The 13,184-nt window shown below is 65.5% G+C and carries 14 protein-coding genes; 6 read left to right on the top strand and 8 right to left on the bottom strand.

Features of this window, described 5'->3' with window-relative positions; genetic code table 11:
• Window positions 1-33 precede the first annotated feature (33 nt).
• From BMW87_RS20100 to BMW87_RS20085, 4 genes are all read left to right on the top strand, one after another.
• Window positions 34-573 (top strand): VOC family protein, encoded by a 540-nt coding sequence (locus BMW87_RS20100; protein WP_093078216.1) that lies wholly within the window; start codon window positions 34-36, stop codon window positions 571-573.
• 5 nt (window positions 574-578) lie between these two features.
• Window positions 579-1,847, top strand: coding sequence for a ribulose-bisphosphate carboxylase large subunit family protein (locus tag BMW87_RS20095; RefSeq protein WP_177192814.1), 1,269 nt, complete (start codon window positions 579-581; stop codon window positions 1,845-1,847).
• Window positions 1,844-3,172 (top strand): four-carbon acid sugar kinase family protein, encoded by a 1,329-nt coding sequence (locus tag BMW87_RS20090; RefSeq protein WP_093078214.1) that lies wholly within the window; start codon window positions 1,844-1,846, stop codon window positions 3,170-3,172. Before BMW87_RS20095 ends, BMW87_RS20090 begins: the two co-directional genes overlap by 4 nt.
• A 151-nt stretch (window positions 3,173-3,323) precedes the next feature.
• Window positions 3,324-3,578: a hypothetical protein gene (locus tag BMW87_RS20085; protein ID WP_256216841.1), complete on the top strand. Its 255-nt coding sequence runs from the start codon at window positions 3,324-3,326 to the stop codon at window positions 3,576-3,578.
• A gap of 31 nt (window positions 3,579-3,609) precedes the next feature.
• On the opposite strand, the gene BMW87_RS20080 is transcribed toward BMW87_RS20085, so the two are convergent.
• The 4 genes from BMW87_RS20080 to araD are packed head-to-tail and all read right to left on the bottom strand — an operon-like array spanning window position 3,610 to window position 8,251.
• Window positions 3,610-4,716 carry an SMP-30/gluconolactonase/LRE family protein gene (locus BMW87_RS20080; protein WP_093078213.1) on the bottom strand — a complete coding sequence of 369 codons (1,107 nt, stop codon included), beginning with the start codon at window positions 4,714-4,716 and terminating at the stop codon, window positions 3,610-3,612.
• Between the two features lie 29 nt (window positions 4,717-4,745).
• Window positions 4,746-5,726, bottom strand: coding sequence for a Bug family tripartite tricarboxylate transporter substrate binding protein (locus tag BMW87_RS20075; protein ID WP_093078211.1), 981 nt, complete (start codon window positions 5,724-5,726; stop codon window positions 4,746-4,748).
• 32 nt (window positions 5,727-5,758) lie between these two features.
• A complete protein-coding gene (locus BMW87_RS20070) occupies window positions 5,759-6,469 on the bottom strand; it encodes a ribonuclease activity regulator RraA (RefSeq protein WP_093078209.1) in 711 nt (236 codons plus the stop codon).
• Between the two features lie 54 nt (window positions 6,470-6,523).
• Window positions 6,524-8,251 (bottom strand): L-arabinonate dehydratase, encoded by a 1,728-nt coding sequence (araD, locus tag BMW87_RS20065; RefSeq protein ID WP_093078294.1) that lies wholly within the window; start codon window positions 8,249-8,251, stop codon window positions 6,524-6,526.
• A 107-nt stretch (window positions 8,252-8,358) separates the two neighbouring features.
• Between araD and BMW87_RS20060 the strand changes: the two genes are divergently transcribed.
• Window positions 8,359-9,048 carry a GntR family transcriptional regulator gene (locus BMW87_RS20060; RefSeq protein WP_093078208.1) on the top strand — a complete coding sequence of 230 codons (690 nt, stop codon included), beginning with the start codon at window positions 8,359-8,361 and terminating at the stop codon, window positions 9,046-9,048.
• A 245-nt stretch (window positions 9,049-9,293) separates the two neighbouring features.
• Window positions 9,294-10,082 carry a GntR family transcriptional regulator gene (locus BMW87_RS20055; protein WP_256216840.1) on the top strand — a complete coding sequence of 263 codons (789 nt, stop codon included), beginning with the start codon at window positions 9,294-9,296 and terminating at the stop codon, window positions 10,080-10,082.
• Between the two features lie 28 nt (window positions 10,083-10,110).
• On the opposite strand, the gene BMW87_RS20050 is transcribed toward BMW87_RS20055, so the two are convergent.
• The 4 genes from BMW87_RS20050 to BMW87_RS20035 are packed head-to-tail and all read right to left on the bottom strand — an operon-like array spanning window position 10,111 to window position 13,034.
• Entirely contained in the window at window positions 10,111-10,848 is a 738-nt protein-coding gene (locus tag BMW87_RS20050; protein ID WP_093078206.1) for an amino acid ABC transporter ATP-binding protein, read from the bottom strand.
• Entirely contained in the window at window positions 10,826-11,515 is a 690-nt protein-coding gene (locus tag BMW87_RS20045) for an amino acid ABC transporter permease (RefSeq protein WP_093078204.1), read from the bottom strand. Before BMW87_RS20045 ends, BMW87_RS20050 begins: the two co-directional genes overlap by 23 nt.
• Window positions 11,515-12,183 (bottom strand): amino acid ABC transporter permease, encoded by a 669-nt coding sequence (locus tag BMW87_RS20040; protein ID WP_093078203.1) that lies wholly within the window; start codon window positions 12,181-12,183, stop codon window positions 11,515-11,517. Before BMW87_RS20040 ends, BMW87_RS20045 begins: the two co-directional genes overlap by 1 nt.
• A gap of 17 nt (window positions 12,184-12,200) precedes the next feature.
• Entirely contained in the window at window positions 12,201-13,034 is an 834-nt protein-coding gene (locus BMW87_RS20035) for a transporter substrate-binding domain-containing protein (RefSeq protein ID WP_093078201.1), read from the bottom strand.
• Window positions 13,035-13,184: the final 150 nt, after the last annotated feature.

The following is a 13,184-nucleotide window of genomic DNA, read 5'->3' as shown; positions in this document are numbered from 1 at the left end:
AACAACACACTCACATCACCGGAGCCAACCGCAATGAGTCGATTCCTCGGCGAGATCCGCCAGCTGGGCTATGTCGTGCACGACATCGAAGCCGCCATGGACTACTGGAGCACCAGGCTGGGCGTGGGCCCCTGGTTCTACAACCCGCGCGTGCCCATCAAGAACTACCGCTACAACGGCGAAGCGCACGAGCCGCACAACTCGGTAGCACTCGCCAACTCGGGCTATGTGCAGGTCGAACTCATCCAGACGCGCAACGACGTGCCTTCGATGTACCGCGACTTTCTTCAGGCCGGCCGCACCGGGCTGCAACACGTCGCCTACTGGACGGCCGACTACGACGCCGACCTCGCGCGCCTCACCAAGCAGGGCTTCAAGCCGGTGATGAGTGGCGAAGTGGGCGAGCGCGGGCGCTTCATCTACTTCGACACCGAGTACCACCCGGGCACCGTCATCGAGCTGTCGGAAGTCGCGGGCCCGAAGGGCAGGATGTTCGACCTGATCCGCAGCGCGTCGGAAGGCTGGGACGGCAGCGAGCCGGTGCGGCCCTTTCCCGACCTGAGCAAGCTGTGAGCGTGATGGCGCCTGAACGCATCCGCGCTCGCTATCTCATCGAGACGCCGCTGGACCCGGCCGCCGTGGCCGAGGTGATGGCCGGCGAGCAATCGTGCGGCACCTTCACGCGTGTCGAAGGCGAGACCGATGCGCTGCGCGAACGCGCACGCGCCACGGTCGAGGCGATCACCGAACTGGCACCAGCTGCGACGCCATCGCTGCCCAATGCCCTGCTCGAACGCAAAGGCACGCGCGGCCCGTGGCGGCGTGCGCATGTCGACATCGCGTTTCCGGTAGCGAACATCGGCGCCAACCTGCCGACCCTGGCCGCAACGGTGTCGGGCAACCTGTATGACCTGGGCGAAGTGACGGGGCTGCGGCTGGAATCGCTGCAGGTGCCCGCGAGCTATCGCGCTCAGTTCGAGATGCCGCGCGCCGGCATCGCCGGCACACGGCGCGCGACCGGCGTGGCGAGCGGCGCGCTGGTCGGCACCATCATCAAGCCGAACGTCGGCTTTTCCGCCGCGCAGACCGCCGACCTCGTCGGCCGGCTCTGTGCGGCAGGCGTCGACTTCATCAAGGACGACGAGGTGTGCGCCGACCCCGCACACGCCCCGCTGGCCGAGCGCGTGCCCGCCGTGATGGCTGTCGTGCGCGCGCACCAGCAGCGCACCGGCAAGCACGTGATGGTGGCCTTCAACATCACCGACGAGACCGACGCAATGAAGCGGCATGCCGATCTCGTCGAACGCGAAGGCGGCTCCTGCGTCATGGCCAGTCTCAACTGGTGCGGGCACTCGGGTATCCAGACGCTGCGTCGGCACACCGGCCTTGCGCTGCACGGCCACCGCAACGGCTACGGTGCGCTGTCGCGGCATCCGCTGCTGGGCATTTCGTTCCAGGCGTACCAGACGCTGTGGCGCCTGGCAGGCGTGGACCACATGCATGTCCACGGGCTGCAGGGCAAGTTCTCGCAGCCCGACAGCGAAGTCATCGAGTCGGCGCAGGACTGCTTCACACCGCTGACCGATACGGCGGACGATCGCGTGATGCCGGCGTTTTCTTCGGGCCAATGGGCCGGCACCGTGCCTGCGACGTGGAAGGCCATCGGCAGCGACGACCTGCTCTTCATGGCCGGCGGCGGCATCCTCGCGCACCCCGGCGGCGCGGCGGCGGGTGTGACGAGCATCCGGCAAGCATGGTCGGCCGCTCGGGCGGGCGTGTCGCTGGCGGATGCCGCCAAGGACCAGCCCGAGCTGGCCCACGCCCTCGCCTTCTTCGGCAAGCCATGAGGCCCTGCCCGCCGATCGTCTACTACGGCGACGATTTCACCGGCGCGACCGACACTCTCGGTACCGCGGCGCGCGCGGGACTGCGTGCACTGCTGTTCCTGAAGACGCCCGATGCCGCGCGGCTGGAGCGCACGGGGCCGCTCGACGTGCTGGGCATCGCGGGCGCGGCGCGCGCCATGAATCCCGAGGAAATGCAGGCCGAACTCCGCCCCGTGGCCACGCTGTTCCGCTCGCTCGGCGCGCGCGTGCTGCACTACAAGACCTGTTCGACCTTCGACAGCGCCCCGCACATCGGTTCGATCGGCTCGGCAGTGCGCGTACTGCGCGCAGCGGTGCAACAGCCATGGACCGCCATCGTCGGCGGGCAGCCCAACCTGGGCCGCTACTGCCTCTTCGGCAACCTCTTCGCTGCGGCGGGGAGCGGCGGCGAGGTCTTTCGCATCGACCGGCATCCAACGATGAGCCGGCATCCCGTCACACCGATGGACGAGGCGGATCTGCGGCTGCACCTGGCGAAGCAGGGGCTGGCAGATGTGCGCTCCATGCCGTTCACCGCCGCATCGCGCGGCAGCGATTCGCTCGACACCGCGCTGCGGCAGGCACTGCACTCGCCGCCAGCAGATGCAGTGCTGTTCGACGTGGCCGATGCGACGCAGCTGCGGGCCATCGGCGAAGTGCTGTGGGCCAGGGCGCAAAGCGCCACGCTGCTGGCTGCGGGGCCGAGCAGCGTGGTGGATGCGCTGGCAATGGCGATGCCCTCGTCGCACAAGGAAGGCGGCAGTGCCCCGACGGCGCGGACCGCCGTGCCTCCGGCGAAGGGGCCGGTGCTGGTACTTGCGGGAAGCCTGTCGCCTGTCACGGCGCGGCAGGTAGCGGCGGCGAAATCGTTCGATACCGTGTGGCTCGATGCGCCAGGAATCGCGCAGCGGGACGCAGCCACGCTGGAACGTCATGCTCGAGACATCGCGAACGGGCTCGTCAGCGGCCGCAACGTGCTGGCCTGCACCCGTCCCCCCAAGCCGCTGCCGCTCGAAAGAGGCATCGATCCCCAAGCCTTGGCGCGCGCTGGCGGCGATCTGCTCGCCAGAGTGCTGGCAATGGTGCCATTGCAACGCGTGGGCATTGCCGGAGGCGACACCTCGAGTCATGCAGTGCAGGCGCTCAATGCCTGGGGGCTTTCCTACGTGGCAGACATGGGCGCCGGCACCTCGTTGTGTCGCCTGCACAGCGACGACGCCGCGCTCGACGGGTTGGAAATCATGCTCAAGGGTGGCCAGATGGGCTCGGACGACGTGTTCGAGCGTCTGGTGCGCGGCTCAGCCTAGACCTGGCTCCCGGCGTCCAATGGGCTGTCGCTTTGCGCATCCTATAAATGCGGGATCCCGAAGAAGCTCTCTTCAGGTCAACTGCGCCTTCGGGAAGTTTGACGGAAGCGAAGCAATGCCTAGACCCCCCATTCACAACGCAACGATCACCTTGAAGCTGCCATCCGACATGGAGACCAACGCCGAGATCAGGGCCTTGCGCGCCGCAGGCATACCGGTCGACGCGCTCGGCAACGCGGAGCGGGGCTTTCTTTTCGTGCGCTTCAGCGACGGATGGAGAAACCACGCCAACATCTTCCGATGGTTCGCCGGTGACATCGGACAAGACCCTCGCAACAGCGGCATCAAGCCGGGTCCCCGGCGGCGCAGAGCGGCATTCTCAAGCTGCATGCCCAATCATCGCTAGACGCCCACCCGCCGATTGCCGCGGGAGCGCCTCAAACGGCGCCGTGGGCTTCGACGTAGAGCGCATAGAGGGAATGGCTGCTCGCCATGTAGAGGCGATTGCGCTTCGGGCCTCCGAATTCGAGATTCGGGCAGCGCTCGGGCAGGCGGATGAAGCCGATGGGCTTGCCCTGCGAATTGAAGATCTTCACGCCGTCCATCTCTTCCGACTTGCCTGTCGGCAGGTAGGCCTTCATCCCACCACCGATGTCCGTAGGTTCGGCCGCAACCGCGCCCGTGTAGCCCCACCCGCACCAGAGATTGCCGTCGCGGTCGACGCGAAAGCCGTCAAAAGCACCCGGCCCGTCGGCGTCGATAAGCTTGGTCTTGTTCGAAACGCCTGTGCCGTCCGGTGACACGTCGTAGCTCCAGATGCTGCGGTTTGGCGTTCCCTTCCATTCGACGACGTAGAGCTTCTTCTCGTCGGGCGAGAACGCCAGGCCGTTCGGATTGACGAGATCGGTGATCACCGCGGTGAGCTTGCCATCCTTCGCGATGCGGTACACGTTGGTCGTCGCCTGCTCCGGCACCGCCTTGAAACCTTCCCACTCGCCGTTGATGCCGAAGGTGGGATCGGTGAACCAGACGGTGTCGTCCGACTTGACGACGACGTCATTCGGCGCGTTGAGGCGTCTGCCTTCGTAGTTGTCGGCCAGCACTGTCATGCGCCCGTCCTTCTCGGTGCGGACCACGCGCCGCGTCACCGAGTGCTCGCAGGTGATCAACCGCCCCTGCCGATCACGGGTGTTGCCATTGGCATAGTTCACGTTGGTCTTGTGCACGGAGAACTTGCCGGTCTTCTCGTCGTACTTCATCAGCCGGTTGTTCGGAATGTCGCTCAGGAGCAGGTAGCCATGCTCGGGAAAGTAGACCGGGCCCTCGGCCCAACGCATGCCCGTGCCGAGCTGCTCCACCGTGCTGCTGTAGATCCGGTACTTGGCGAAGCTCGGGTCGAGGATCATCACGGACGGATCGGGGTAGCGCTGGTTGGGTTTGAAATCGAAAGCTTGCGCGCCGGCCAGGCCGCTGAGCGCCGCGGCCCCTGCGCCCGCAGCCGTCCTGAGCAACTGGCGTCGTCGATGGTTGATATCGCTCTGCATCGGAGGTCTCCTCATGTGGTTGCGAAAACTCAATCGGCCACCGCGCCCGACTTCTTCACCAGCTCGGCCCAGCGCGGAATTTCCTTGGCCATGAAGTCACGCAGTTCTTCCGGCGTACTGCCCACGATCTCCATCGCCAGCTGGTCCGAGAGCTTGGCCTGCACGTCGGGCTGCCTGAGCGCCTTCACGATCTCTGCATTGAGGCGCTGCACGATCGGCCTGGGCGTGCCCTTGGGCGCGTACACCGCCTGCCACGACGACATCTCGAAGCCGGGAATGCCCGACTCGATCATGGTCGGCAGCTCGGGCACCAGCGCGATGCGCTTGCCGGTGGTCACGGCCAGCAGCTTGAGCTTGCCGCTCTTGACCAGTGGCAGCGCGGCCGTCACCTGGTCGAACATGAAGGGCACCTGCCCTGCGGCCACGTCGGTCAGGGCCGGCGGCGTGCCCTTGTACGGCACGTGGGTGAGCTTCACGCCGATGAGGTCGGCGAACATCTCGCCGGCCAGGTGGGTGGAGGTGCCGGCACCGGAAGAGGCAAAGGTGCGCTTGCTCTCGTCCTTCTTCAGCAGGGCCACCAGTTCGGCCACCGAGTTCACGCCGAGTTGGCTGTTGACGATCAGCACGTTGGGCAGGCGCGCGACCAGCGAGACAGGCTCGAAGTCCTTCATCGGGTCGTAGGTCAGCTTCTTGTACAGGCTGGCGTTGATTGCGTGCGTGCTGATGGTCCCGCCGAAGAGCGTGTAGCCGTCGGGTGCAGCCCTGGCCACGTAGGCGGCACCGATGCCGCCAGCCTGGCCGGGCTTGTTGTCGACCACCACAGATTGCTTGAGGCTCTCGCCCAGCTTCTGGGCCAGCGTGCGGCCTACGATGTCGGTGGAGCCACCGGGGGTGAACGGCACAACGTAGACGATGGGCTTGGCAGCCGGCCATTCGGGGGTCTGGGCCAGTGCGGCCACAGGGGCGAGCGCAGCCGAAAGCAGCGCCGCAGCGAGGCGGATGAAACGCATGTCTTGTCTCCTTTGTTTTCTTGTCGATGGGCTCAGCGGCCCTTGGCCTGGCGCCAGGTTGCGAAGTCAGTGCGGCTTTGCTCGTCAGTGGGCGGATAGAGGCCGAGGATGGAACGACCTTCGAGCACCTTTTCCTGCACGAAGTCTTCGAAGACGGTCATCTCGGTTGCTTCGGCCGCGACCTCGTCGGCCATGTGGGCCGGTATGACGATCACGCCTTCGGCATCGCCCACGATCACGTCGCCCGGAAACACCGGCGCATCGCCGCAGCCGATGGGCACGTTGATGTCGATGGCCTGGTGCAGCGTGAGGTTGGTCGGCGCGCTGGGGCGATGGTGGTAGGCCGCAAAGCCGAGCTTCGCGATGTCGGGACTGTCGCGAAAGCCGCCGTCGGTCACCACGCCGGCCACGCCGCGTTTCATCAGCCGCGTGACCAGGATGCCGCCAGCCGAGGCGGCGCGCGCATCCTTGCGGCTGTCGATGACCAGCACGGCGCCTTCGGGGCACTGCTCCACAGCCTTGCGCTGCGGATGGTCACGGTCGAGGAAGACGCTGATCGGGTTCAGGTCTTCGCGCGCCGGCATGTAGCGCAGCGTGAAGGCCTCGCCCACCATGTTGGGCAGGCCCGCGTTGAGCGGCCGCACGTCCTGGATGAACTGGCTGCGCAGGCCACGCTTGAACAGGGCCGTGCACAGGGTGGCGGTGCTCACCTTCATGAGCAGCTCGCGGGTGGCTGGATTCACGTGTCGTCTCCGTTCCTGAAATGAAATGGGAATGAATTGGGGTTGAAAGGCGAATCAGAAGATGTCGGGCTCCGGCACTGGCTTACCGAAGCTGGTCTCCAGGAAGTCGAAGTCGCAGCCTTCGTTGGCCTGCTTGATGTGGCGGCCGAACATCCATCCGTAGCCGCGCTCGTAGCGCGGCGGCGGCGGTGTCCACCGGGCCTTGCGCAGGGCGAGTTCCTCGTCACTGATGTCGAGGTGGATGCGCCGTGCGGGCACGTCGACGGTGATGCGGTCACCGGTCTGCACCAATGCGAGCGGCCCGCCGATGGCCGCCTCGGGCGAACAGTGCAGCAGGCAGCCGCCGTAGCTGGTGCCGCTCATGCGCGCGTCGGACAGGCGCAGCATGTCTTTCACGCCCTGCTTCAGGAGCTTGGTCGGAATCGGCAACATGCCCCACTCCGGCATGCCGGCACCGCGCGGGCCGGCGTTGCGCAGCACGAGGATGTCGTCGCCAGTCACGTCCAGCTCGGGGTCTTCCACCGCCTTCTTGAGCGCGGGGTAGTCGTCGAACACCAGCGCACGGCCGCTGTGCTGCAGCAGGTGCGGCGCGCAGGCGCTGGGCTTGATCACCACGCCGTCGGGGGCCAGGTTGCCGCGCAAGACGGCCAGCGCGCCTTCGGCATAGATGGGGTTGGCGAGCGGCCGGATGACGTCGTCGTCGTAGACCTCGGCGCCTTCGATGTTCTCGCCGAGCGTGCGGCCATTGACGGTGCGCGCGTCGGTCCGCAGGTGGCCGCGGATGCGCTCCAGCATCGCCGGCAGGCCGCCGGCATAGAAGAAGTCTTCCATCAGGTAGGTGTCGCCGCTGGGCCGGATGTTGGCGATGACGGGCACGCGGCGGCTGAAGGCATCGAAGTCGTCCAGGCTCACTGCATGGCCGGCGCGGCGTGACATCGCGATCAGGTGCACGACGGCATTGGTGCTGCAGCCCATGGCCATCGCGCAGGCGATGCCGTTCTCGAAGTTGGCGCGCGTGAGCATCTTCGCGGGCGTGAGGTCTTCCCACACCATCTCGACGATGCGGCGGCCGCAGTCGGCGCTCATGCGGATGTGGTTGGCGTCCGCCGCGGGAATGCTGGAGGCACCCGGCAAGCTCAGGCCCACCGCTTCGGCAATGCCCATCATGGTGGCGGCCGTGCCCATGGTCATGCAGGTGCCGTGGCTGCGGGCGATGCCGGCCTCCATCTCGGCCCAGGCCTGCTCGCCCAGCCGGCCGGCGCGGCGCTCGTCCCAGTACTTGAAGGCATCGGAGCCCGAACCCAGCACCTTGCCCTTCCAGTTGCCGCGCAGCATGGGGCCGGCCGGCAGGTAGATGAAGGGAATGTCCATGCTCAGCGCGCCCATCACGAGGCCGGGCGTGGTCTTGTCGCAGCCTCCCATCAGCACCGCCCCGTCTATCGGGTGGCTGCGCAGCAGCTCTTCCGTTTCCATCGCGAGGAAGTTGCGGTAGAGCATGGTGGTGGGCTTGACCATGCTTTCCGAAAGCGAAATGGCCGGAAGCTCGAGCGGGAATCCACCCGCCTGCAGCACGCCGCGCTTGACGTCTTCCACGCGTTGCTTGAAGTGCGCGTGGCACTGGTTGGCGTCGCTCCAGGTGTTGACGATGGCGATGACCGGCTTGCCCATCCAGTCCGCATAGCTGTAGCCCATCTGCAGCACGCGCGAGCGATGGCCGAAGGAGCGGAAGTCGTCGGGCGCGAACCAGCGGGCGCTGCGAAGGGATTCGTAGGGGCGTTTCATCAGGGTTGTCTCCAGGGCGCGCTGCACCATGGGTGCCGCCTCGCCTATCGCAATCCGGAAATTAAAACACTAATATATCAGCTGGGTCAATGACACAATCGACAGCGATGAGCGCCCCTCCCAAGATCCGACTTGACCGTACCCGCCTGGCCGCGCCCCAGGTGCTGGAAAAACTGCGCGAGGCCATCCTCTCGCTGGAACTGACGCCCGGTACCGTGCTGGTGCGGCAGGAACTGGCCGACCGTTTTGGCGTGAGCCAGACGCCGGTGCGCGAAGCGCTGCTGCGCCTGAGCGAAGAAGCACTGGTGGACGTGTTTCCGCAGCATGCGACGCTGGTCAGCCGCATCGACATCGCGGCGGCGCGCGAAGCACATTTCCTGCGCCGCTCCATCGAGCTGGAACTGGTGCACCAGCTGGCACAGCAGGAGTCAGCCGGGCTGGTCGCGCAGCTGAAAGCCATCATCGCCCAGCAGGCAGCGCTGTCGGCGGGGCAGCGCTACGGAGACTTCGTCGACGCCGATCGCGCGTTCCATCGCCTGATGTACGAAGCCGGCAACGTCCTTGGCCTGTGGGATCTTGTGGGCCGCGTATCCGGGCACGTCGACCGGCTGCGTCGCCTGCACCTGCCTACCGCCGGCAAGACCGAGGCGATCCTGCGCGACCACCGCGCCATCGTGCGCGCCATCGAGGCACAGGACCCGGCCGCCGCCCAGGCCGCGCTTCGCAAGCATCTGTCAGGCACGCTCAGTGCGGTGAACGAGATCTGCCGGCAGTACCCCGACTACGTGCTCGCCTGAACCTTTGGATGCTCGACTTCGGCGAGCCCCTCCCCCGTTCAGAAATCGAACCGCAACGCGCTGGCTGCGACAACTGCGCCGCCCCCGTCTCCACCAGTACTCACCAAGGTAGTTCGTCGCCAACACCTGCCCAATGTTCAGGACCGCCGCGATCTGGTCATCACCATGCGACATTGCCGGACCAGCCGATAGGACATCGTATGCTGTGGCATTCTTCGATTGCACACAGTTTGTAGACAAATCATATGAAACCCAAAGCCGCGATCAAGCCAACGCCGCATGCGAAGCCCGGAAAGACGGCTTCGCCCGGCAAGGTCTCGCGCGCTCGCAAGCCCGCGCAGGCGCCCGTGAAGCGCGCGAAGACCGCTCCGGACGCCTCCGGCGAAGCCTCGACGAACCTGACCGACCGAGCCTACGCGGTCGTGCGGCGGCTCATTCTGCAGCGCGAGCTGACCGGCGGCGAGGTGCTGGTGGAGGGGCGCCTGGCCGAACGGCTCCAGATGTCGCGCACGCCTCTGCGCGAAGCCTTGCTTCGACTCGAGGGCGAAGGCTTGCTTGTGCGGGCCAACGCGCGCTCCTATGCGGTGCGACGCATCACGGCGTCGCACTACTTCCAGTGCCTGCAGGTGCGCGAACGACTCGAGTCGCAGGCCGTGTCGCTCTCCATAGGGCATGTGCCCGCAGACCTGGTGCAGCGCCTGCGCAACGACATCCTGTCCCTGGATTCGAGCCAGCAGGGCTCCAGCCACTGGCACGCCGATGACGAGATCCACGGCATGTTCGCGCGCGCCTCCGGTAACGCGATGCTGGCCGAGACCATCGCTCATCTGCGCGTGCTGTGCCGCCTCTTCGAGGTGGTCGACCCTTTCAATCGCATCGAGGACGACAGGGCCGAGCACCTGGCGATTCTGGACGCCTACATCGCAGGCAACGAGAAGGCAGCCGAACAGGCGGTCGTCACCCACCTGCGCAACCTTGCGCGCTATACGCTCTCAAGGCTCAGCAACGGGCTGGTGACCGAGCTCCCGCAGTAGGCCGGGCTGGCAACGGCGCACGGGCCGATCAGTGCCGCAGTATCTTGCCGACGAACTCGCGGGTGCGTGCCTCGCGGGGTTCGTCGAAGATCTGCCGCGGCGCGCCGATCTCGACCACGTGCCCGTCGGCCATGAAAACGACCTTGCTCGATACCTCGCGCACGAAGCCCATCTCGTGCGAGACGATGAACATCGTCATGCCCTCGGCCGCCAGGAGCCGCACCGTGTCCAGCACTTCGTTGACGAGTTCGGGGTCGAGGGCGGCCGTGACTTCGTCAAGCAGCAGGATGCCCGGCTGCAGCGCCAGTGCCCGCGCGATTGCAACGCGCTGCTGCTGGCCGCCCGACAGCTGGTCGGGGTACGCCTTCAGCTTGGCGCCCATGCCCACCTTCTCGAGCAGCTGGATCGCATAGTCCTCGACCTGCTTGCGCGGGCGTCCCTTGACCTTGATCGGTGCGACGGTCACGTTGTCGAGCACCGTCATGTTCTGGAACAGGTTGTACTGCTGGAACACGATGGCCATCTGCGAACGCAGGCGGCGCAGCTGTTCGCGGTCGTTGTAGTCGAGCGCCTGGCCGTAGATGCGCACCTGGCCCTCGATCGGCGGCAGCAGGCCCATCAGCACGCGCAGCAAGGTGCTCTTGCCCGAGCCCGACGGGCCGATGAGGCTGACGATCTCGCCCTTGTCGACCGACAGGTTGATGCGCTCGAGTACGGTGTGTGAGCCGTAGTTGGCCTTCAGGTCAACGATTTCGAGTTGGGGCAAGCTTTTTCTCCAGGTGTTTTCCGAACCGGGCCAGCGGATAGGACAGCATGAAATAAAGGGCCAGCACGGTGCCGTAGACAAGCGTGGCCGAGAAGCCCTTGTTGTTCATCGTCTTGCCGGCAAAGGCCAGTTCGACGACACCGATCTGCGAGGCCAGCGCGGTGTCCTTGATGAACAGGACGAAGAAGCCGAAGACCGGCGGAAGAATGATCTTCCAGGCCTGCGGGACGATCACGAGGCGCAGCGTCTGCAGGTAGCTGAAGTTCATCGCCGCCGCAGCGTCCCACTGGTTGCGGTGCACCGATTCGAGCCCGCTTCGCACGATCTCGGCGATGAATGCGGTGGCGATCAAGCAGACGCTGATCAACGCCACGGTGAACATGGCGAGGTCGGCGTTGAGCCCCTGGAAGATGAAGAACACCAGCATCAGGGTAACGAGGAAGGGGATGCGCCTGAACAGCTCGACGAAGACCGTCGAAGCAACGCGCAGGGGCCGGCCTGCCGGCCGGGTGTCCAGCCTCACGGCCGCGAGCAGAAAGCCCAGCGAGAACCCGACGACGCAGCCGATGGCCGACAAGGCAAAGGTCACGCCCAGCGCCTTCGCGAAGAAGAGCAGGTTGTAGTAGCTGAAGAAACGAGGCAGCTCCTGGAGGATCTGGTCGAGCATCAGAACCACCTCATCTTGGCGCGGAAGAATCGCTTTCCGACGAAAGCGAGCGACAGCGTGGCGATCAGCGTGATCACGATGTAGAGCACCGCGGCAACCGAGAACACCTCGATCGAACGGAAGGTCTCGGAGTTGATGTTGTAGGCCCTTCCGGTGAGTTCCTCGACACCGAATACGGCCGCCATCGACGTGCCGAGGGTCATCAGGATGTACTGGTTGGACAGCGGCGGAAACAGCACGCGCACGATGTGCGGCAGGATCACGTAGCGGATGGTCTGGATGCGCGAGAAGCCCAGCGTCTCGGCGGCCTCCAGTTCAGGCAGGCGCACCGATTCGAAGCCCGCGCGCTGGATCTCTGTGAGGTAGGCACCGGCATTGAGCGTCATGCCGATCAGCACGGCCTGGTACGGCGACAGCAGGATGCCGGCATCGGGCAGCGCGAAGAAGATGAAGAAGATCTGAACCAGCTGCGGCGTATTGGTGAAGAACACCACGTAGGCGCCGACGATGCGACGCGCCCAGCGCGGGCCGTAGGCGCGCACCGAGGCACCGCCAAGGCCGAGCAGCATTCCGAGGGCAAACGCGAGGAACGCGATCTGCAGGCTCAGCCAGGCGCCGCCGATCAGATAGGGCAGGCGCTCCAGCACCGGTGTGTAGTCGAATTGCATGCCCTCCCCTCGCGGCCTTATTTATAGGTCGGTGCGGTGCGCGGATCGTGCAGCATCGGGCCGCCGAACCACTTCTTCCAGCGTTCGTCCACGTAGCCGCTCTTGTGCATTTCCTTGACGGCCGCGCTGAGTTTCTCGCGCAAGGCGTCATTGCCCTTCTGCACGCCGATGCCGCAGAAGTAGACCTCGATCGGTGCGTCCACGATGCGCCAGTCGACCTTGTGCTTGGCCGTGTGCTCGGTCATGAAGTCCATCACGTCAATCATTGCATCGGCCCGGCCCTGGGCAATGGCGCGCACCGCATCGGGGTAGTTGTCGAGCAGCAGCAGTTGCGCCTTGGGCAGCTTTTCCTGTACCAGCTTCACGGGCGTGGCGCCGCGCACCTCGACCAGTCTCACTGCCGGGTCGTTGAGCTCCATCCAGTCCTTGTAGGGTTTGGCCTTGGTGGTCAGCACGCCCAGCACCTCGGTGTGCAGCGGCACGGTGAAGTCGATCACCTTCTGGCGCTCGGCCGTGATCGTCATGGCGCCGAGCACCGCATCGATCTTGCCGCTGCTCACGAAGGGAATGCGGTCGGGCGAGCCGACCTGCACGATCTCGGTCTTGACGCCCAGCAGTTCGCCGAGCTTGCGCGCGATGTCCACATCGAAGCCGTCGATTTCATTCTTGTCATTGAAGATGCCCAGCGGAGGCAAGGTCGGATTGACGCCGATCACGAGCTTCTTGCTGGCCACGATTTCATCGAGCGTGCGGGCCGAGCTCACGGCCGGCAGGCCCATCAGCGCCGAACCCAGCGCGAGTGATCCGGCAACCAGGAGGGTGCGGCGGATGGTGTTCCTTATCTGCTTCATCGAGAAAAACTCCTAGAGGGTGAAGGTCGAACCAGTCGCCGAAGCGGCCCGGATGTCGGGAAAAACGGATGCAAGACGAATGCCAGATCGCATTTTGTCTTCAAAAAATATAAGATATATATATTGAATGTATACAATAAACTTCGAGCG

The organism is Variovorax sp. OV084, assembly GCF_900111625.1.
Lineage (GTDB): Bacteria > Pseudomonadota > Gammaproteobacteria > Burkholderiales > Burkholderiaceae_C > Variovorax.
The sequence above is the reverse complement of the archived record's forward strand: the minus strand, read 5'-3'. Positions and strand labels throughout refer to the sequence as shown.